Source organism: Saccharopolyspora galaxeae, assembly GCF_016526145.1.
GTDB classification, from domain to species: domain Bacteria; phylum Actinomycetota; class Actinomycetes; order Mycobacteriales; family Pseudonocardiaceae; genus Saccharopolyspora_C; species Saccharopolyspora_C galaxeae.
This window is the reverse complement of sequence record NZ_JADDUE010000009.1, coordinates 250,835-270,735: the sequence shown is the minus strand read 5'-3', so window position 1 is coordinate 270,735 and position 19,901 is coordinate 250,835. Positions and strand designations below refer to the sequence as shown.

The window sequence follows — 19,901 nt, the reverse complement described above, 5'->3', positions numbered from 1 at the left end:
CATCCGACCACACGAGGTGTGCCATGAGTGCGACATCGGCCGAGCAGGACTCGCCGCCGCGGGCCATCGACGAACTGCACATCCTCTGGACCTCCGAGGGAATGAGCTGCGACGGCGACACGGTCTCGGTGACCAACGCGAAGCTGCCGAGCCTGGAGGACGTCGTGCTCGGCACCGTGCCGGGTCTGCCGAAGGTCCACTTGCACAACAAGGTCCTCGCCTACGAAACCGGCGAGGACTTCATGACGGCGTTCCGCAAGGCCGAGCGCGACGAACTCGGGCCGTTCGTGCTCGTCGTGGAAGGCTCCATTCCGAACGAACGGATCAACGGCGACGGCTACTGGACCGCAATGGGCAACGACCCCGAAACCGGCGAACCCATCACGGTCAACGAATGGATCGACCGCCTAGCGCCCAAAGCGTGGGCCGTGGTGGCGATCGGCACCTGCGCCACCTACGGCGGAATCCACGCCATGGCGGGAAACCCGACCGGCTCGATGGGGCTTGCCGACTACCTCGGCTGGGATTTCCGCTCCGCGGGCGGACTTCCGATCGTCAACGTGCCCGGATGCCCGGTGCAGCCGGACAACTTCATGGAAACCCTGCTGTGGGTGCTGCACCAAGCCGCAGGGCTCGCCCCGACGATCCCGCTGGACGACCAGCTGCGGCCCACCTGGCTGTTCGGCAAGACCGTGCACGAGGGCTGCGACCGAGCCGCCTACTACGAACAAGCCGACTTCGCCGCCGACTACAACTCCCCCAAGTGCCAGGTGAAAATCGGCTGCTGGGGCCCGGTGGTCAACTGCAACGTCACCAAGCGCGGCTGGATGGACGGCATCGGTGGCTGCCCCAACGTGGGCGGGATCTGCATCGGCTGCACCATGCCCGGCTTCCCCGACAAGTTCATGCCGTTCATGGACGAGCCTCCCGGCGCCACGTTGTCGTCCACACTGCTGCGCGCCTACGGCCCGTTCATCCGCACGATGCGCGGAATCACCAACCACACCGCGAACAAGGAACCCAAGTGGCGCCACAAGGAACCGGCGCTCACCAGTGGCTACGAGCCACGCTGGCCGAACGGCCGGGCACAGAGCTAAGGAGCCCTCCCGGATGACCACCCACCCCACCACGGACACCGAGCGGCGCACCCTGGTCGACGTCGAATTCGATCCGATCACCCGGATCATCGGCAATCTCGGGATCTACACCAAAGTCGACTTCGCCAACGGAGAAGTCGCCGAGTGCAAGAGCACCTCGTCGCTGTTCCGCGGCTACAGCGTGTTCATGAAGGGCAAGGACCCGCGCGACGCGCACTTCATCACCAGCCGGATCTGCGGGATCTGCGGCGACAACCACGCGGTTTGCTCGATCTACGCGCAGAACATGGCCTACGGCGTGAAGACTCCGCCGCTCGGTGAGTGGATCATGAACCTCGGCGAGGCCGCCGAGTTCATGTTCGACCACACCATCTTCCAGGACAACATGGTCTTCATCGACTTCTGCGAGAAGATGGTCGCCGAGACGAACCCGTCGCTGCTGCCCCGCGCGGAACGCAAGGACGCACCTCGCGGGGACGTGCACGGCTACCGCACCATCGCCGAGATCATGCGCGCCTTCAACCCGTTCGAAGGCGAGATGTACAAGGCGGCGCTGGAAATGTCGCGCATCACGCGGGAGATGTGCTGCCTCATGGAGGGCAGGCACGTCCACCCGTCGACGCTCTACCCGGGTGGCGTGGGAACCGTCGCCACACCGCAGGTATTCACCGACTACCAGGTCCGCCTGGTGCGGGTGCTGGACTTCATCAAACGCGCGGTGGCGATGAACGACGACGTGTTCGACTTCTTCTACGAAGCGCTGCCCGGCTACGAAGAAGTCGGCAGGCGTCGCACCCTGCTCGGCTGCTGGGGCTGTTTCCAGGATCCCGGCGTCGTCGACTACTCGTACCGGAATCTCAACGCCGCGGGAAACGCGATGTTCGTGACGCCGGGAATCGTGGTGGACAATCAGCTGATCACCACCGACCTGGTGGACATCAACCTCGGGATGCGGATCCTGCTGGGCAGTTCGTACTACGAGGACTGGACGGCCGAGCACACCTTCGTCGACCGCGATCCACTGGGGAACCCGATCGACCAGCGCCACCCGTGGAACCAGACCACGTTGCCCGCACCGCAGAAACGCGACCTCGACGGCGGCAATTACAGCTGGGTCATGAGTCCGCGCTGGTACGACAAGCGCACCGACGACCACTTGGCGCTGGACACCGGCGGCGGACCGCTGGCCCGGCTGTGGGCCACCTCGCTGGCCGGCAAGGTCAACACGCCCTACGTCCGCTCCACCGGCCACAGCGTGCAGATCGACCTGCCCCGCGGGCAGGGGCTGCCCGGCATGAGTCTGGAGTGGACACCGCCGAAGTTCCCGAACACCCTCGAACGCAACCGCGCGCGGATGTACTTCGTCGCCTACGCGGCCGGAATGGCGCAGTACTTCCTGGACCGCGCGCTGGCCGAAGTCCGTTCCGGGAACACCAAGGTCTTCGAGGACTTCACGGTGCCCGACGAGGCCATCGGCGTCGGATTCCACGAGGCCGTGCGGGGTGTGCTCTCGCACCACATGGTGATCAAAGACGGCAAGATCGCCAACTACCACCCGTACCCGCCGACTCCGTGGAACGCCAGCCCGCGCGACACCTACGGCACGCCCGGACCGTACGAGGACGCGGTGCAGGGCCAGCCGATCTTCGAGGAGAACGGGCAGGACGACTTCAAGGGGATCGACATCATGCGCACGGTGCGCAGCTTCGACCCGTGCCTGCCGTGCGGTGTGCACATGTCCCTGGGCAACGGTCGCGTGCTGCGGAAATCGCACTCACCGATGTTCGGCAACGGATCCTGACGAGGTTCGCGATGCCTTGGAACGACGAGGAAGCCCGCGACCGGGTCGCACGGACCGAGGCGGAACTGTCCGCACTCGGCGCGGAGACCGGTCTCGTTCCCGCAGCGCAGGCGATGGAAGCCATCGCGCAGATCGTGGCGCTGTACGGAGAAGCACTGACCCGCATGGTCGATCACGCGCTCGAGTCCACTGAGGTCGTTGATGCGTTCGTCGGCGACGAGTTGGTGTCGCATCTTCTCCTGGTGCACGACCAGCATCCGCTGGATTGCGCGACTCGGGTGGAGATGGCGTTGCAGCAGGTTCGGGAACGAGGCGTCGGCGCCGAGCTCACCGGCCTTTCCGGGAACACCGCGCGAATCCGCTGCGAAACAGCGGGATGCCGATCGACGTTGCATAACCTGCGCTCCGCCATTGAGGAACCGCTCGGGCGCCTCGCCCCCGAGATCGAGCACATCGAGATCGACGACGCGGGCGAGAACGGTTCACCGACCGTGATACCGGTAGATGCGCTGTTCACCGGTGGCCGCGTACCGGAAGCGGGGTGAGCCGGATGCCCGGCTCGGTGCTGCGCCGCATCGCACAGCAGGCGAACTCACGTCCCGCGGTTCGCGACGATTCCGCGCCGCGATGCGAACTTTGCGCGGACGCTTTGGACGAACGGCACCGGCACCTGCTCGACACCGGCAGCGGCGCGGTCTCCTGCGCGTGCCCTTCCTGCGGAGTGCTGTTCGACCACGGCAACGGTGGCGGGCAGCGCAGGCTCATTCGGTCACGACCTCGCCGGCTGGGCGATTTCGTGCTCGACGACCTGGCTTGGATCGCCCTCGGCGTACCCGTCGGCTTGGCGTTCTTCGTCCGAGACGGTGCGTCCGGTGCGGTCACCGCCTTCTACCCCAATCCGATCGGGACCATGCGAACCGACGTCGACCCGGAGTGCTGGAAGACCGTCACCGCATCGAACCCGCCGCTGTCCGATATGGACGACGACGTGGAGGCGCTGCTGATCGACCGCTTGCGCCAACCAGCGGAGTATTGGCTGCTGCCGCTGGACGAATGCCACCGCCTCACCGCCGTGCTGCGGACGCACTGGCGCGGTTTCGGCGGAGGCCCCGAGGTGTGGGAGCACGTCGACCGGTTCTTCGCGCGGCTGCGCTGATCCGGGCAAGGAGGAGCGGAACATGAGCAAGATCGAAGTAGGCAGGTCCGGGATCCACCCGGACACTCCGTCGCACATCGACGGCATCGCGGAAGGCAATGAGACCGGCAACTACGAGAAGCAACCCGGGCACCTGCCGGACGGGCACGCCACCGCGCGCCGCTCCACCGGTGTCCGTGCCAAGGACCGGGATCCGATCCTGCCTTCGATGCCGAACCTGTCACCGTCGTGAACGCGCCGAACGCGGACGCGGAACTGGCATTCGCCGTTACCGAGGCGCGCGCGGCGGAACTCGCAGCGGTTCCCACATTGCGCTTTGCGGTCCGGGTTTCGGACACGACGGGCGTGCCGATCCAATCGATCACGCTGAGCACCGCCATCCGCATCGCGCCGGCGAAGCGGCGCTACAGCAAGCGGCAAGCCGCGCTGTTGGCCGACCTCTTCGGCGCACCGTCGCGGTGGGTCGACACGATGCGTCCGCTCACCTGGGCACGTGTGACCACTGTGGTGCCCGCGTTCACCAGTGAGATCGTCGCTGATCTGCCGGTGGAATGCGGGCACGACAACGAGCTCGCGGTCGCGAAGTACTTCCACGCCGTACGCGCAGACGAGGTACCGCTGCAATTCTTGTTCAGCGGCACCATATTCCACACCGACCGGCAAGGATCACTTCGCACCCGGCGCATTTCCTGGTCGAGCGAGGCGCCTTTCGCCCTCCCGGCGGAAGTGTGGCACGACGCCGTCTCCGGCCCGCACGGTCACCGATGGCTCCGGCTGTCCGGAGACCGGTTCGACGCGCTGTGCGCCTACCGCTCGCGACGCGGTTTGACGGATTGGGATGCGGTGGTGGATGCGCTCACCGCAGGCGAAGAGAACGGAACCGCCACATGAACCGCGATCGAGCTTGGCGCGCCGGAACCCGCGTTCGGCTGCGCCCATCCCAGCGGGCCGACATCGTCGACCTGGCGCTGACGGGCCGGACCGCGCTGGTGGATCGCATTGAGGTCGGCAACGACGGACGGATCCACGTCGTGGTCGTACTCGATGACGACCCCGCCCGCGTCCTCGGGCCGATGAGCCAGATCGGACACCGCTTCTTCTTCACACCGGAAGAACTCGAGCGGCTCGACGAGCCCGGCGACACCGGCCCACGAACACTCATCGCAGGGCTGGGTGACGGATTCAATCCGGCCGACGTATTCGGGTCCACAGTGGTACAGCGGCTGCGCACCGCCGAGCTCCCCGGTCGCGTCGACGTCGACGACTTCGGCATCCGCACCGGCGACCTCGTGCACGCGGCACGCGGATACGACGCGGCGCTCGTAGCGTGTACCCGGCGACTCGGGCACCAGCCCGCGACGGTGCGGCTGGTCGACTGCGAGGAACTCCCGCACGTGCACCACGTCGTCGCGTACGAACCCGGCACCGGTGCGGTCCCCGAAACCGCCATCGGCGAGGCGGTGCGGCTCATCGAAGAACTCACGGCCGAACTCGCCGAATCGGCCACGCCAAGCGAGAGGTGAATCCCGTTGCACACCAGGACAAAGATCAAGCACCCGAACCTGCTGCTGATCGCAGGCGCGCTGACCGTCGTGGCCATCGCGGGCATCGCCATGCAGCTGCCCGAGATCCTGCGCTACATCAGGATCGAACGAATGTGATCCGGTCCTTCTTTCAGGCGTCCCGATCGGACTCGGATTGTGCGCGGCTCACCCGCGGTCGACGCTGAAGGTCGTTTCCGCGCGACTCCCCCAGGAATCGAGGTGGCGCACGAATGTCCTGGCAATCCACCGACAGCGCCGGGCAGGCGCTGCAAGACCTGTTCGACCGCCGCGTCGAGCCGGTCGAACGCCTGCTCGGGGACGCCGAAGCGGTGGCGCGGGCCTGCCACGACATGGCACGGCGATTTCATGCGGGCGGCAAGCTCATCGTGTCCGGAAACGGGGGACCGAGCACGGACGCGCAGCACGTCGCCGTGGAATTCGTGCACCCGGTGATCGTCGGCAAGCGCGCGCTGCCCGCGTTGTCGCTGACTTCGGACGTCGCCACCGTCACCGGGATCGCCCGCGGCGCCGGGATCGACGAGGTGTTCGCGCATCAGGTCCGGTGCTTGGGCGAGCCCGATGACATCGCCCTCGGGATCTCGGCCGACGGCGACTGCGAGAACGTGCTGCGCGGGCTCGTCGAGGCCGACCGGCGCGGACTGCTGAGCATCGGGCTAGCGGGCGGCGAAGGCGGTGCGATGGCGGCCACCGGACTGGATCACGTGCTGGTCGCGCACTCCGACGATCCCCGTGTCGTCAAGGAAGTGCACGTGACGATCTACCACGTGCTGTGGGAGCTCGTGCACGTCTTCCTCGAGCAGCCCGGCGTCTGGGAAGCCGCATGAGCGCCGATCTCGGCAACTCCTGCGAGTCCGCCGAGTCCTGCGTCACTTGTTCGGACCAAGCCGTTGCAGTGCGCGTGGAGCGGCTGCTCGGTTCCGGGTTGGCCATCGTGTCGACCACGAACGGCCGCGAAGAGATCAGCGTCGGCCTGGTGAACGCCCGCGAGGGCGACACGGTGCTCGCGCACGCCGGCGAGGCCATCGCAGTCCTGAAGGAGTAGTGACCACTGTGGAACAATCCGCACCCGCCGGGGCGGAAATGCTGTATCCGTTCCTGTCGCCGACCATCGCGGACATCGACGCGCTGCTGGTGGAAGTGCGCGAATCGACCAGGTCGAAAGCACGCGAGATCACCGAGCTGCGGGCGGAATTCCTGCGCCGCGACGGGGCTCGCATCCTCGCCTGCGCCGAAGCGATGGCCGAGCGGTTCGCCGGTGGCGGCCGGTTGCTGGCGTTCGGCAACGGCGGCAGCTCCACCGACGCGCAAGACCTCGCGAGCCTGTTCCTGCACTCCGACCCGGACCGGCGCTCGCTTCCCGCGTTCGGACTCACCAGCGACATCGCCGTGGTGACCGCGCTGTCCAACGACGTCGGCTTCGACGTGGTGTTCGCGCGCCAAATCGGAGCGTTCGGGCGCGCGGGCGACATCGCCATCGGATTGTCCACCAGCGGGAATTCCGCGAACTTGCTCGACGGTTTCGAGGCAGCTGCCCGGATGGGGATGTTGACCGTGGGGATCGCCGGAGACCACGGCGGACGAATGGCGGAATCCGCGAGCATCGAGCACCTCTTCGTGATCCCGTCCACCTCGGTGCACCGCATCCAGGAGGCGCAGACCACGCTGTACCACGCCCTGTGGGAACTGACCCTGCTCGCGCTCGGCGAGCCCGGAACGCTAGCGGGGAGAAGCTGATGTGCCTGGCGATTCCCGGTGAGATCGTCGAGGTACGCGGCGACGGCTCCGATCTGGCCACAGTGGACGTCGGCGGTGTACGCCGCGTCATCAACATCGGGCTGCTGAGCGAACAGCCGCCCGGACCCGGCGACTGGGTGCTGATCCACGTCGGATTCGCCCTGTCGGCCATCGACGAGCAAGAAGCGAAAGCCGTGCTGGAACTGCTCGAATCGGTCGGTCAGGCGTACGCCGACGAGCTCGACGCGCTGAGCGGCACGGACGTCGAGTAGAGGAGGGTCGATGCGTTTCGTCGACGAATACCGGGACGCCGCGAAAGCTCGTGCACTGGCTGCCGAGATCGCCAAGCTCGCGGACCCGGCGCGGGAGTACCGGTTCATGGAAGTCTGCGGCGGGCACACGCACGCGATCTACAAGCACGGCATCGAGGACTACCTGCCGGAGAACATCACGCTCGTGCACGGGCCGGGATGCCCGGTGTGCGTGATCCCGATGGGACGTGTCGACGACGCGATCCACATCGCGCGGCAGCCCGAGGTCTTGATGACCTCGTTCGGGGACATGATGCGCGTTCCCGGTGGCGACGGGAACTTCTTCGATTCCAACGCGGAAGGCACCAACATCCGCGTGGTGTACTCCCCGCTCGACGCGCTGAAGGCCGCGCGGCACAACCCCGGCCAGCACGTCGTGTTCATGGCGATCGGGTTCGAGACCACCGCCCCGTCGACCGCGATGACGCTGCTGCGCGCGCAGCAGGAAGGGCTGAAGAACTTCTCGGTCTTCTGCAACCACGTGACGATCATCCCGGCGATCAAGGCGATCCTGGACTCACCGGACCTGCGGCTGGACGGATTCCTCGGGCCCGGTCACGTGTCCACCGTGATCGGTTGCGCACCGTACCGGTTCATCGCCGAGGAGTACGGGAAACCACTGGTGGTGGCCGGCTTCGAGCCGCTCGACGTGCTGCAGTCGATCCACCTGCTGCTGGTGCAACTCGCCGAGGGCCGCAGCGAGGTCGAGAACCAGTACCGCAGGGTCGTGCCGTGGCAGGGAAACCGGGCCGCGCTGGAAGCCATTTCCCGCACGATGCGGCCGCGGCCGTACTTCGAGTGGCGCGGTCTCGGCTTCATCTCGCACTCCGCGCTGCGGCTGCGCGAGGAGTACTCGCGGTTCGACGCGGAAGAGCGCTTCGAGCTGCCCGGAGTGCGAGTGGCGGACCCGAAGTCCTGCCAATGCGGTGAAGTCCTCAAGGGAGTGCTGAAACCGTGGGAGTGCAAGGTGTTCGGCACCGCCTGCACGCCGGAGACACCGATCGGGACCTGCATGGTCTCCCCCGAGGGCGCTTGCGCGGCCTACTACAACTTCGGCCGGTTCAGCCGGGAACGCGTCCGGGAAGCGAGCAAAGCATGACCGAGAACCCGACCCGCGATGCGGAAGCACTCGTGCTGCACCGGATCGAGCGCGCCCGCGGGGCCCGGCCGCGGATCAAGGAAGAGCGGATCACCCTCGCGCACGGCGCGGGCGGCAAAGCCACCCAGACCTTGGTCGAGGCGCTGTTCCTGGCCGAGTTCCGCAACGAGTTGCTCGAACCGCTCGGGGACGGTGCCGAAATCTCGTTGCCGCACAACAGGATCGCGCTCACCACGGATTCGTTCGTGGTGTCCCCGCTGTTCTTCCCCGGCGGGAACATCGGTGATCTCGCGGTCAACGGAACGGTCAACGACCTCGCCGTCTCCGGCGCGGATCCGCTCTACCTGTCGGCCGGCTTCGTGCTCGAGGAAGGATTTCCGGTGGCCGACCTGAAGCGCGTGGTGCGCGCGATGTCCGCAGCCGCGACCGCCGCCGGGGTCCGCATCGTCACCGGGGACACGAAGGTCGTGGACAAGGGCAAAGCGGACGGCTGCTACATCAACACGACCGGGGTCGGCGTCCTGTCCGGTTCCCACAGGCTCGGGATTTCGCAGGCACAGCCGGGCGATGCAGTGCTGGTGACCGGGCCGATCGGCGCGCACGGAGCGACGATCATGCTCGCCCGGGGAGAACTCGACATCGAAGCCGACATCGTTTCGGACACCGCCGCGCTGCACGGGCTCGTCGCGAGCCTGTTGGACGACGTCCCCGGGGTGCGCGCGCTGCGGGACGCCACCCGCGGTGGAGTCGCCACCGTGCTCAACGAGATCGCGCGAGCCTCGGAAGTGGCCGTCGTCCTCGACGAAGGTTCGGTCCCGGTCGGCGGGCAGGTACGCGGAGCCGCGGAACTGCTCGGCATCGATCCGCTCTACGTCGCCTGCGAAGGGCGCGCCGTTGTCGTCGTCGACGGCTCGGAATCCGAAGCGGCACTGGCGTCGATGCGGAAACACCCGCTGGGGGCGGAATCGGCGGTGATCGGCCGGATCGGCGCCGACCCGCCGGGGATGGTGCTGGCCAACACCGCGTTCGGCGGTACGCGGGTGGTGGACCTGCTCGTCGGCGATCCGCTGCCGCGGATCTGCTGAGCTCGCACTGCGATCGGAGACGCTGTGCACGAACTCGGCATCACCCGAGGTGTCGTCGAAGCCGTGCTCGATGCGGCCGGTGATGCCCGGATCATCCGGCTGCGGTTGGAGATCGGCCGGTTGTCCGGGGTGGTGACGGACTCGGTGCGGTTCTGCTTCGAGCTGGCCGCGGAGGGCACTTCGCTGGCCGGGGCGCGGTTGGAGATCACGGAACCGGGCGGGCGGGCGGAATGCCGGGCCTGCGGGCGCGAGTTCGAAGTGGACTCGGTGCTCGCGCTGTGTTCCTGCGGCAGTGCGAACGTCGCGCTGATCGCCGGACAGGAACTTCGGATCAAGGAAGTCGAGGTGGCGTGAATGTGCGCGACATGCGGGTGCTCGGACGGGTCGGCGCGGGTGGACGGCCGGGCAGTCGGTGCCGCTGATGGGATCGTCCCGGAACACCGGCAAGGCCTCGAAATCGAGCATGAGAACGGCGTAGACCATGGCCACGGGCACGGGCACGAACGGTCCACATCGGACTCCGCTACCTTGCTGCTGGAGCAGCGGGTGCTGGCCAAGAACGACGGCCTCGCGCGCCGCAACGCGGCGTGGTTCGACGACGCGGGTCTTCTGGTGCTCAACGTGATGAGTTCGCCCGGTTCCGGGAAGACGACACTGCTCGCGCGCACCCTCACCGAACTCGGACCGAAGATCGCGGTCTCAGTGGTGGAGGGAGACCAGGAAACCGACTTCGACGCCGACCGACTGCGCGCCACCGGCCGCGACGTCGTGCAGATCAACACCGGTGCGGGATGCCACCTGGACGCCGAGATGGTCGCCGATGGCATCCGCACCCTGCGTCCCGAACCGCGGTCGGTGATTTTCGTGGAGAACGTCGGGAATCTGGTGTGCCCGGCGTTGTTCGAGCTCGGCGAGCAGCACCGGATCGTGGTGGCCTCAACCACCGAAGGCGAGGACAAGCCGCTGAAATACCCGCACATGTTCCGCGCGGCGAACATGGTGCTGCTCAACAAGATCGACCTGTTGCCGCACCTACGGTTCGATGTGGACAGGTTCGTGCGCAATGCGCAGCTGGCCAACCCCGCCGTGCGAATGCTGCGTGTTTCAGCGGATACCGGTCAGGGGATGCGTGCCTGGTACGACTGGCTCAGCGAGCGGGTGGACGAACTGGCCGCGAACACCCTCAGCTGATCCGGGCTCCGGCAACGACGGCCTGCCCCAGGCTGATGCCGCCGTCATTGGCAGGTACCCGTGAGTGCACCAGAACTCGGAACCCGTTGTGCTCCAACTCGGTGACCGCGCGGTTCAAAAGCAGAGCGTTCTGGAAAACCCCGCCGGACAGCGCCACCGACGACAAGCCGGTGGATTCCCGCAGCAGCAAGCAGGTTTCTGCGATCAGACGGGCGACCGAGTTGTGGAAGCGGGCCGCCACGGACGGTGCAGGGATTCCCGCCCGCAGTTCGGTGACCACCGAACGCACCAGATCGGTGCTGCGCAGCACGAGCTTCCCACCGTCCACAACGGACCCGGGAGGTTCGCCGAGTTCGCCGGTTTCGCCAGGGTCGGCGAGCTGTTCGAGCTCGATCGCGGCTTGGCCTTCGTAGCCGACCTGATCGCGCACCCCGAGCAGGGCCGCGACGGCGTCGAACAACCTTCCCGCGCTCGAGGTTCGCGGACACAGCTCGGGGTGGCCTGCGAGTTCGGTGACCGCGCGCCAATTCTGCTGGCGCTGCGCCAGTTCCGGCTCGGGACCGTCCAAGTCCGGGCAAGCGCGCAAGAAAGCCGCGGCCATCCGCCATGGTTGCAGGATCGCGGCCCGGCCACCCGGCATCGCCACCGGCTCCAGGTGCGCGGCGCGCTGGAAACCGGCCAAGTCCGCGATCAGGAACTCACCGCCCCACATCGTCCCGTCGGTGCCGAAGCCCAAGCCGTCGAACGCCACGCCGAGCACCGGCCCCGCCTCCTCGTTGTCCGCGAGACACGCGGCGATGTGCGCATGGTGGTGTTGCACCCCGATCAACTCGATGTCCGGGACCAACTCGGTCTCCATGAGGTGCTGGGCGTGCTTGGTCGAGAGATACTCGGGATGCAGGTCGTGCGCCACCACCTGCGGGTCGATGCCGAACAGCTTGCGGAAGTGCTCGACGCCCGCCCGGAAGGAACGCAACGTCTGGAAGTTCTCCAAGTCGCCGATGTGCTGCGAGACGAACACCTCCCTGCCGCGGGCGAGCGCGAAAGTGCTCTTCAGCTCAGCACCGCAGGCCAGCACCGCACGCGGGAACTCCCACGGCACCCGCACCGGCTCCGGAACGTAGCCGCGGGAACGGCGCAACGGCATCGGTCGGCCGCGGAACATCCGCACGACGGAATCGTCGGCGCGGATGTGGATCTCGCGGTCGTGGCCGAGGAACTCGTCGGCGATGCCGGAGAGGGCGCCGAGCACCTTGGCGTCCTCGTGGCAGATCGGCTCCTCCGCCACGTTTCCGCTGGTCAAGACGATCGGTCCGGCGAACTCGCGGAGCAGCAAGTGGTGCATCGGGGTGTAGGCGACGAGCACGCCGAGCTGCCGATTGCCCGGCGCCACCGAAGGGGCCAAGCCGGTGCTCGCCAGGCGATCCAGCAGGACGATCGGCGCTCGCCACGAGCTCAACACGCGCTCCGCGGCCTCGTCGACCGAGCACAGCCGCCTGGCTTCACGCACGCTCGGAACCATGACGGCGAACGGCTTCTCCGAGCGGTGCTTACGGGCGCGCAGCTCGGCCACCGCGGCCTCCGCTCGGGCATCGACGGCCAAGTGGAAGCCGCCGATGCCCTTCACCGCCAGGACCTCGCCGCGGCGCAACGCTTGCGCGGCCGCTGCGATCGGGTCGCCCGGGATGGGGGCTCCCGCGGCGTCGGACAGGTTCAGAGCCGGACCGCAAGCGGGGCAGCACACCGGCTGCGCGTGGAACCGGCGGTCGACCGGATCGTCGTACTCGGCCGCGCACGCCGGGCACATCCCGAAATCGGACATCGTGGTCGCAGGGCGGTCATACGGGATGTCGCGGACGATCGTGAAGCGCGGGCCGCAATGCGTGCAGTTGGCGAACGGGTGGGCGAAGCGGCGATCCGCCCGGTCGGTCAGCTCGCGCAGGCACTCCGTGCACGTGGCGCTGTCCGGCGGGACGAAGGTGCTGCGGGAATCCTCCCGGCGGCTCAGCACGATCCGGAACCCGCGCACACCGAGCGGGGGCAGCGCAACGACGTCGATGCCGTCCACCACCGCCATGGGCGGCGCCTGGTCGCGCAGATCGCCGAGGAACACCTCGATCTTCGCGGCGGGACCTTCCACGTCGATGAACACTCCGTGGCCGTCGTTGCCGACGTGCCCGCCCAAACCGAGGCGGGAAGCCAACGCGTGGGTGAACGGCCGGAAACCGACGCCCTGCACGACACCCGCCACCCGGACCCGCCTGCGCACCCGATCGACCACTCGCCGAGTCTGCTGCCGCTGCGTCGAGGCGGCGAACGCTGCTCACCCCACCGGGCTAAGCGGAGTGCCATCGCCACCAGCTGCACCGCAGGGCAGCCGCGGGTCGGTGGCGAAAGCGGGCACAACCGGATTGGTACCGTGACCGGCGTGCCTGAAGGAACCACCGCCCCAGCACGCACTGCCTCGGGCACGAAGAGCCGCCGCAAGATCAGCTGGGACCTCGTGCGGGCCGGCTGCGTGCTGCTGGTGATGCTCTACCACGCGACTTTCCTCGGTGTGTACCTGCACCCCGAGCTGATCCCGCGCAAGATCGCGTTCCCGTACCAGGTGGGCGCGAGCCTGCTGCTGGTGATCTCGGCCTACTTCGCGTGCGTGACGATCGGGCGCGGTACGACGCTGCGTTACTGGTGGGGACGGATCGCGCGGCTGCTGCCGCCGTTCATCGGCGCCGTGCTGGTCATCTTCCTGCTGACCCGGCTCGCCGCGATCGAGGGCTGGTTCTGGCCCACCTGGTACGACCTGACCTGGAACCTGCTCATGCTGTGGAACTGGCGACCGGCGGACTACGCGTTCATCGACGGGTCGCACTGGACGGTTCCGCTGCAGCTAATGGGGTTCACCGCGGCCGCAGTGCTGTACCGCAGCCGATGGGGGCACGGGCGGCGGATCCTGGTGGTGTTGTGGGCGGCAGTGCTGGTGCCGATGGCGCAGTGGCCGCTGCGGGTCTCCCAACCGCCGGAGCTGTACCGCACGATCGTCGACGGGATCGGCGTGCACCGCTGGCACCTGTTCGTGGTGGGCGTGGCGATCTGGCTGTGGTCGACCAAGCGGATCAGCTGGCCGCACTTCGCCGCGCTGCTCGGCTTCTGCATGATCGGACAAGCGCTGCACAACTACGCCGAAACGCCGGAGGGACTGGTCGCCGACTGGGGCTCGACCGTGGCGGTGTGCATCGGGATGGTCGTGATCGCGTTGACCGCGCGCGGGCCGGACTGGAACAAGGTGGTCTCGGGACGGCCGGCGCGGGCCGTGCAGTGGTTCGCCGGGATCTCCTACGGCGTGTTCCTGACTCACCAGAGCGTCGGCTACCTGGTCTCGCGCGAGCTCCAAGACCTCGGTTTCGGGCCGACGCTGCAAACCGCGGGGTTCCTCGTCACCGGTGTGTTGCTGGGCTGGGCGCTGACCAAGGTCGTGGAACGGCCGATGCACCGCTGGCTGATGAAGGGGTTCGACCGGCTGGCCGCCCGGCGGACCGCTCAGGCTTGAACTAGCGGGGCATCCGCGGCACGACCGGACGGTCCAGTTCGGTGTGGAGCGGAGCAGGTGGCCGCTCCACACCCGCCCACCGACGCACCGTCCCCTCGGCCTCGGCGCGTTGCTGCGGCGGCAGGTTCTCGATCTTCGAGCCGTGGTTGCCACCGGGCACGGTGTAGCGGTAGGAATCCCGGCTTCCCGGACCGAGACGGAACGGCTCCGCGCTCCAGGGGTCATTGCCGCCGTTGACGAACATCAACTCCGAACCGCGCCCGCGAACCCAGGCGTCCACCCGCGCCATCGCGCCCGGGCGGAAACTCATCTCGATCTCCCGCGGGACGAAATCGCGCGGCCTGCCGATCTCCGGGTCGTGCAGCAGGTCCGCCAGCGGCTCGTGCGAGATGTCCTGCCAGCCGAGCTGGGTGCCCGCCTGGTAGTAGTACGGCACGTAGGAGTCCAAGCCCTGGTCGGTGTAGGTGCCGAACTGCACCGTCTCGTCGAAGAAGGCGTACAGGGCGTCCGTGCTCGCCGACGGCGCGGGAATCTTCGGGCAGTCCTGCTGGCCGCGGTACTGCCAGAACGCGAACGGGGCATCCACGACCACCGCCTCCAGCGCACGGTCCACGTCGCCGACGATCCGATCGAAGGTCATGCCACGGGACTCGGCGTAGGCCACGTACTTCGCGCGCATCTCGTCGCGACGCAGCAACGCCTCCCGCTGCGCCGTCGTCAGCGCGCGGCGGCACGCCGGATCGGAACCGACGTTCGCGAGGAACTCGTCGTAGCGGTCGTCGTCGTTGTCCACGTCGTTCGGCGCGACATAAGCGATCGTTGCGGCGACGTCACGCGGGTAGAAGTGGCGGTGGTAGACCGCGGTCATCCCGCCCTTGCTCGCGCCCGTGGTCAGCCAGTGGGTCGAGTAGACCGAACGCAGCGCCTCGATCACCCGGTGCTCGTCGGTCGCCGACTGCCAGATGTCCAGATCGGTCCAGTCCGCGGGCTCCGGGCGGGACGGGGTGAAGAAGCGGTGTTCCAAGGACACCTGGTTGCCGTCCACCAACCGTGTCGGCTCGGCCCGCGTCGGCTGCTCCGGCAGGTCGTAGCCGGTGGTGTGGGCGACCGTGGGGCGGTCGAAACCGCGGTGCAACAGGGTGAGGCGCTGGACGAAACCGCCTCGTTCCGGATGGTGGTGATCGGCCGGTTGCGCGAAACCGAGATCCAGCAGGCGGAAGCCGGACTCGGTGGGCCGCTCGCCGAACACCGTCAGGCCGGGCACCGATTCCAGGCGAATCCGCAGCTCATCCACGGGTTGTGCCGCGGCCGGCATCCCGGCGAGCAACATGCACCCGGCCACTACCGCTGCCAGCCAGCCACGCACCGCGCCTCCCCATGACCATCAATCACGACGAACCTAATGGGTAACGGATCGGCACAACACCCGCGGAAGACGTGGCCGGGCAGCCGTCGCGGCAGGCCGAGCTGCACGCCGGCCGCCGAGGCCGGGCCGTCCGAGCTGACGACCCGGGCCTCGTGGACCTCGGCCTGCGGACGCACCAGCGCGCCCCGAGCTCAGGCGCACCAGCGGAGATCGCCGGCGCGGGTGGTGGTTCAGCGGGAGCTGGCCGACCCCGCCTCGGCGTTCGCGGCGACCGCTGGCTCCGGTGCCTCGGCCGCCTCCGCCTCGGCCGCCTTCGCCGTGAGGCCGCGCTGGCGGGGAACATCCACCTCCTGCTCATCGCCGAGCAGATCGTCGTGCACGACACCGGCGACGTAGGAGTCCCCCGCCTCGGAGTCCGCATCCGACTCCACCGCGGTCAAGAACGGCTCGGCGTCGGCCATGATCTGCTGGGCCGCCCGCACCCGCTTGGCCAGGTCCTGCCGCATCCGCAGCATCGCCTCCGAGTGCTCGTCGGCGCGGCGGAGCCGGCGCTCCGACTCGGCGGTGGCCTCCACGACTCGGCGCTGCGCCTCCGCACGGCTGCGCTGCTCGCGCTCGGCCTGGACCCTGGTGGCCTCCTCGCGGCGTGCCGCCATGGAGATCTCGAAATCGTTCTCCACCTGGGTGCGCCGGGCCTCCGCCTCGTTGTCCAGCTTGCGGCGGTGCGCCTCGGCCTCGCGCGCCATGTGCTGGATGTCCCGGCGGGTCTCGGCCAGCGCCTCGTTGCGCTGCGTCTCCGACTGCCTGCGCCACTGGTCGGCCTCGGCGACCAGGTTCTCGTAACGGGTACGCAGCTCAGCGGCGGACTGCTCGGCGCGCGCCCACTCGTGCTCGGACGCCGCCTGCGCGGACGACACGACCTCCGCGGCCTCGTCGTGGGCCAGCCGCACCATCCGGCGCATCCGGTCGGACAGCGCCGTCTCCTCGATCGGCGTGCGGCAGACCGCGTCGTACTGCTCGCGCAGCTGCTCGATCTCGGCACGCGCCTGCTCCAGCTCCGCCGAGAGGTCCGCGACCTGGCTCAACGCCGCGTCGCGATCCTCGGTGAGCATCCGGACCTCGGCATCGGTCTGCTGGATGTAGAACCGGACCTGCGAACGGCGGTAGCCGTACCAGACGGTGTCGAAATCGGACTTCAGCGGTACCAGGTCACGATCTTCGTTGTTGTAGCCCACGGTCTCACCCCATTGATCATCAGTTGTTCTGCTGGGAGCGAGCCACGCCCCGACGCGGCAAAATCCGTTGTACACCCGCGAAAGCCTTCGGCGATGTGCTCCGCCGGGAGGAACCGGCGAACCCCGGACGCCACTTGCGCGACATTGCCGCGACGAGCCTGCCGACCGGAAAGATCACGCCGGACCTCACCGGCAGGCGCCGCCGGGCAACGGTGTCACGGATCGCTGAGTGCATTGTCCACCCCGACCGCGCATAAGATCAACTGTTTGAATTTCCGAAACCCGCGGGACATCCTCGGTCGGCCGACCCGCCACCGAGGCCGAAAACCGTTGCGGCGTCAGCGATTTGCGGCAGGCGCCAGCACGCGCCGGAAAGTGGTTTCGATTTCATCTCGACTCGGCACCGACTCCCGGACGACGCCTTGCAGCAACAAGCCGCAAAAAAGCGCCGACAGTGCACGGCCCGTCACCGAATCGGTATAGCACGTGAACAGCTCCACCAGCTCCGCGTCCCACTCGTTGCTGACGTGCGCCAACGCGGGCCGGTGCAACGCGGCCATGTAGAGCTCGTGTTGCACGACAGTGCGCGAACGTTGCGGGCCGAGGTAGCGCAGTATGAGATCACCGAGCGCGGCGGCCAAGTCGTCCTCGCCGGACAGCGAGTTCGCCCACGCGCGCAGCTCGGCGACGTCGTCCTGCGCGGACTGGCGCAACGCCTCCGCGAGCAAATCGTCGAGCGTCCGGAAGTAGTACGTCGTCGATCCGAGCGGCACGCCGGCGGCAGCCGCGACAGCGCGGTGCGTGAGCTTCTCGATCCCCCGCTCGGCCACGACGTCGATCGCCGCCCTGGCGATGCGCTCCCTCCTCGCCGGATCCTTGCGGCGCGTCGCAGCCCCCGTCGACACCATGCGGCAAGCCTGCCACGAAACGTCCTCGCAGCGTTGCGGCCCACATCACGCTGCGTGCGTTTCCCCTGCGCACGATCCTGAAGTGAGCGCCGAAACGCGAGCCCCGAACCACGATGATGTACAGATGTACACGACCGGTGCTAGGGTCCTCCGGCAGCGCCGCCGCAGGGCACCGACGTCCCGGCCAGGCGCGCCCCGACGCCGACCGCACCGGCGCGCCGCGGAAGAGCCCGCGCAAACCCGCCACGCAGCCAACTACAGGGACACCCATGTCGAACGACGAAAGCCCGAACACGCTGTTCATCGACGGAACCTGGCAACCCGCAGGCGCCGGCGGCGTGCGCGAAATCCGCAGCCCCGCCGACGGCACCCTCGTCACCACCGTCTCCGAAGGCGACCGGAACGACACCGAACGGGCCATCCACGCCGCCCGCCGGACCTTCGACGACGGCACCTGGGCGAACACCTCCGCATGGGACCGCGGTGACCTGCTGCTGCGCGTCAGCGACATCCTGGTGCGCGACCAAGCCGAATTCGCCCGCGCCGAATCCGGCGACACCGGCAAACGCCTGGTGGAGAGCGAACAGGACATGGCCGACATCGCCGCCTGCTTCCGCTACTTCGGCAAACTCGCCGGGGTCAACGGCGGCGACGTGGTCGACACCGGCTCGCCCGACTCGTTCAGCCGCGTGCGCTACGAACCCGTCGGCGTCTGCGGCATGATCACGCCCTGGAACTTCCCGCTGCTGCAGGTCGCGTGGAAGGTCGCGCCCGCGATCGCCGCAGGCGACACCTTCGTGCTCAAACCCAGCGAACTCACGCCCAGCACCGCGATCCTGCTGATGCGCGCGCTCGACGAAGCAGGGCTGCCCGCAGGCGTGGGCAACCTCGTGCTCGGCAGCGGTCCGGAAACCGGCGCGCTGCTGGCCGAACACCGCGACATCGACCTCATCTCGTTCACCGGCGGACTGCACACCGGCCGGTCCATCGCCGCCTCCGCCGCAGCCACCGTCAAGAAGGTCGCCCTCGAACTCGGCGGGAAGAACCCCAACGTGGTCTTCGCCGACGCCGACTTCGACACCGCCGTCGACTACGCGCTGATGGCCGTGTTCCTGCACTCCGGGCAAGTGTGCTCCGCCGGGGCGCGACTCGTCGTGCAAGACGACATCCACGACGAGTTCGTCGACGAACTCGTGCGGCGAACCGAGAAGATCCGCATCGGCGGGCCCTACGACGAAGACGCCGAAACCGGGCCGCTGATCTCCGCCGCACACCTCGAGAAAGTTTCCGCGCACGTGGCCAAGGCCGTGGAAGAAGGCGCTGTGTTGCGCACCGGCGGGCGCCGCCCCGAAGGCGAGCGCTACGCCAACGGGCACTACTACCTGCCGACCGTGCTCGACGAAGTCGCGCAAGGCAGCTACGCCGTCACCGAAGAATCCTTCGGGCCCGTGCTCACCGTGGAACGCTTCACCGACGAAGACGACGCCGTGCGCATCGCCAACGACACGCACTACGGGCTCGCCGGCGCGGTGTTCAGCAGCGACGTGAGCAAAGCCCAGCGCGTCGCGCACCGGCTGCGGCACGGCACCGTCTGGATCAACGACTTCCACCCGTACCTGCCCCAAGCCGAATGGGGCGGCTACAAGCAATCCGGCATCGGCCGCGAACTCGGACGCGCCGGGCTCGGCGAATACCAGGAGGCCAAGCACATCCATCAAAACCTGCGCCCGCAGCCGCCGCGGTGGTTCGACGGCCGCTGACCGGGGGCAGGCACAAACCCATACTGCGCAACAACCACCCGCCGCT

At 68.1% G+C, this 19,901-nt stretch carries 22 protein-coding genes; 18 read left to right on the top strand and 4 right to left on the bottom strand.

The genetic code is table 11. The features are described 5' to 3' along the window. The first annotated feature begins 23 nt into the window (after window positions 1–23). From INP57_RS21380 to hypB, 16 genes are all read left to right on the top strand, one after another. The gene (locus tag INP57_RS21380) at window positions 24–1,097 is read left to right on the top strand and encodes an NADH-quinone oxidoreductase subunit B family protein (protein WP_200072067.1); all 1,074 of its coding nucleotides are present in this window, start codon (window positions 24–26) and stop codon (window positions 1,095–1,097) included. A gap of 13 nt (window positions 1,098–1,110) precedes the next feature. Next, window positions 1,111–2,898 (top strand): nickel-dependent hydrogenase large subunit, encoded by a 1,788-nt coding sequence (locus INP57_RS21375; RefSeq protein ID WP_200072066.1) that lies wholly within the window; start codon window positions 1,111–1,113, stop codon window positions 2,896–2,898. Between the two features lie 11 nt (window positions 2,899–2,909). Next, window positions 2,910–3,443 (top strand): NifU-related iron-sulfur-binding protein, encoded by a 534-nt coding sequence (locus INP57_RS21370; protein ID WP_508620965.1) that lies wholly within the window; start codon window positions 2,910–2,912, stop codon window positions 3,441–3,443. Between the two features lie 5 nt (window positions 3,444–3,448). Next, window positions 3,449–4,054 carry a DUF5947 family protein gene (locus INP57_RS21365; RefSeq protein WP_233628038.1) on the top strand — a complete coding sequence of 202 codons (606 nt, stop codon included), beginning with the start codon at window positions 3,449–3,451 and terminating at the stop codon, window positions 4,052–4,054. 22 nt (window positions 4,055–4,076) lie between these two features. Further along, a complete protein-coding gene (locus INP57_RS21360; RefSeq protein WP_233627977.1) occupies window positions 4,077–4,286 on the top strand; it encodes a hypothetical protein in 210 nt (69 codons plus the stop codon). Further along, entirely contained in the window at window positions 4,283–4,945 is a 663-nt protein-coding gene (locus tag INP57_RS21355; RefSeq protein ID WP_200072063.1) for a DUF6084 family protein, read from the top strand. Before INP57_RS21360 ends, INP57_RS21355 begins: the two co-directional genes overlap by 4 nt. Further along, a complete protein-coding gene (locus tag INP57_RS21350) occupies window positions 4,942–5,577 on the top strand; it encodes a hypothetical protein (RefSeq protein WP_200072062.1) in 636 nt (211 codons plus the stop codon). The genes INP57_RS21355 and INP57_RS21350 overlap by 4 nt, the downstream gene beginning before the upstream one ends. A 6-nt stretch (window positions 5,578–5,583) precedes the next feature. Then, window positions 5,584–5,715 carry a DUF6893 family small protein gene (locus INP57_RS30110; protein WP_255520920.1) on the top strand — a complete coding sequence of 44 codons (132 nt, stop codon included), beginning with the start codon at window positions 5,584–5,586 and terminating at the stop codon, window positions 5,713–5,715. 113 nt (window positions 5,716–5,828) lie between these two features. Then, on the top strand, window positions 5,829–6,443 hold the full coding sequence (locus INP57_RS21345) for a D-sedoheptulose-7-phosphate isomerase (RefSeq protein WP_200072061.1): 615 nt from the start codon (window positions 5,829–5,831) through the stop codon (window positions 6,441–6,443). After that, complete coding sequence (locus tag INP57_RS21340; protein ID WP_200072060.1) at window positions 6,440–6,661, top strand: HypC/HybG/HupF family hydrogenase formation chaperone; 222 nt, start codon at window positions 6,440–6,442, stop codon at window positions 6,659–6,661. Before INP57_RS21345 ends, INP57_RS21340 begins: the two co-directional genes overlap by 4 nt. 38 nt (window positions 6,662–6,699) lie before the next feature. Beyond that, the gene (locus INP57_RS21335; RefSeq protein WP_200072146.1) at window positions 6,700–7,353 is read left to right on the top strand and encodes a D-sedoheptulose-7-phosphate isomerase; all 654 of its coding nucleotides are present in this window, start codon (window positions 6,700–6,702) and stop codon (window positions 7,351–7,353) included. Next, window positions 7,353–7,625: a HypC/HybG/HupF family hydrogenase formation chaperone gene (locus INP57_RS21330; protein WP_200072059.1), complete on the top strand. Its 273-nt coding sequence runs from the start codon at window positions 7,353–7,355 to the stop codon at window positions 7,623–7,625. The genes INP57_RS21335 and INP57_RS21330 overlap by 1 nt, the downstream gene beginning before the upstream one ends. 10 nt (window positions 7,626–7,635) lie before the next feature. Then, window positions 7,636–8,763 (top strand): hydrogenase formation protein HypD, encoded by a 1,128-nt coding sequence (gene hypD / locus INP57_RS21325; protein ID WP_200072058.1) that lies wholly within the window; start codon window positions 7,636–7,638, stop codon window positions 8,761–8,763. Further along, window positions 8,760–9,848, top strand: coding sequence for a hydrogenase expression/formation protein HypE (hypE, locus tag INP57_RS21320; RefSeq protein WP_200072057.1), 1,089 nt, complete (start codon window positions 8,760–8,762; stop codon window positions 9,846–9,848). The genes hypD and hypE overlap by 4 nt, the downstream gene beginning before the upstream one ends. A 24-nt stretch (window positions 9,849–9,872) precedes the next feature. Continuing rightward, on the top strand, window positions 9,873–10,202 hold the full coding sequence (locus INP57_RS21315) for a hydrogenase maturation nickel metallochaperone HypA/HybF (RefSeq protein WP_200072056.1): 330 nt from the start codon (window positions 9,873–9,875) through the stop codon (window positions 10,200–10,202). 174 nt (window positions 10,203–10,376) lie between these two features. Beyond that, window positions 10,377–11,039 (top strand): hydrogenase nickel incorporation protein HypB, encoded by a 663-nt coding sequence (hypB, locus tag INP57_RS21310; RefSeq protein WP_255520919.1) that lies wholly within the window; start codon window positions 10,377–10,379, stop codon window positions 11,037–11,039. Here the strand turns inward: hypB and hypF are convergent. After that, window positions 11,032–13,320, bottom strand: a complete 2,289-nt coding sequence (gene hypF / locus INP57_RS21305) for a carbamoyltransferase HypF (protein WP_200072054.1) — start codon at window positions 13,318–13,320, stop codon at window positions 11,032–11,034. The two genes, hypB and hypF, sit on opposite strands and share 8 nt — an antisense overlap. A gap of 147 nt (window positions 13,321–13,467) precedes the next feature. Between hypF and INP57_RS21300 the strand changes: the two genes are divergently transcribed. Beyond that, a complete protein-coding gene (locus INP57_RS21300) occupies window positions 13,468–14,586 on the top strand; it encodes an acyltransferase family protein (protein ID WP_295148524.1) in 1,119 nt (372 codons plus the stop codon). A 1-nt stretch (window position 14,587) separates the two neighbouring features. Here INP57_RS21300 and INP57_RS21295 read toward each other — a convergent pair whose 3' ends face one another. The 3 genes from INP57_RS21295 to INP57_RS21285 all read right to left on the bottom strand — a co-directional run bounded on the left by INP57_RS21295 (window position 14,588) and on the right by INP57_RS21285 (window position 18,095). Further along, complete coding sequence (locus INP57_RS21295) at window positions 14,588–15,952, bottom strand: S28 family serine protease (RefSeq protein WP_307850198.1); 1,365 nt, start codon at window positions 15,950–15,952, stop codon at window positions 14,588–14,590. A 230-nt stretch (window positions 15,953–16,182) separates the two neighbouring features. Continuing rightward, window positions 16,183–17,187: a coiled-coil domain-containing protein gene (locus tag INP57_RS21290; protein ID WP_200072052.1), complete on the bottom strand. Its 1,005-nt coding sequence runs from the start codon at window positions 17,185–17,187 to the stop codon at window positions 16,183–16,185. Window positions 17,188–17,525: 338 nt separating this feature from the next. Beyond that, on the bottom strand, window positions 17,526–18,095 hold the full coding sequence (locus tag INP57_RS21285; protein WP_200072051.1) for a TetR/AcrR family transcriptional regulator: 570 nt from the start codon (window positions 18,093–18,095) through the stop codon (window positions 17,526–17,528). A gap of 269 nt (window positions 18,096–18,364) precedes the next feature. Here INP57_RS21285 and INP57_RS21280 point away from each other — a divergent pair, with 269 nt between their 5' ends. Continuing rightward, window positions 18,365–19,855 (top strand): aldehyde dehydrogenase family protein, encoded by a 1,491-nt coding sequence (locus INP57_RS21280; RefSeq protein ID WP_200072050.1) that lies wholly within the window; start codon window positions 18,365–18,367, stop codon window positions 19,853–19,855. The last annotated feature ends 46 nt before the right edge of the window (window positions 19,856–19,901 follow it).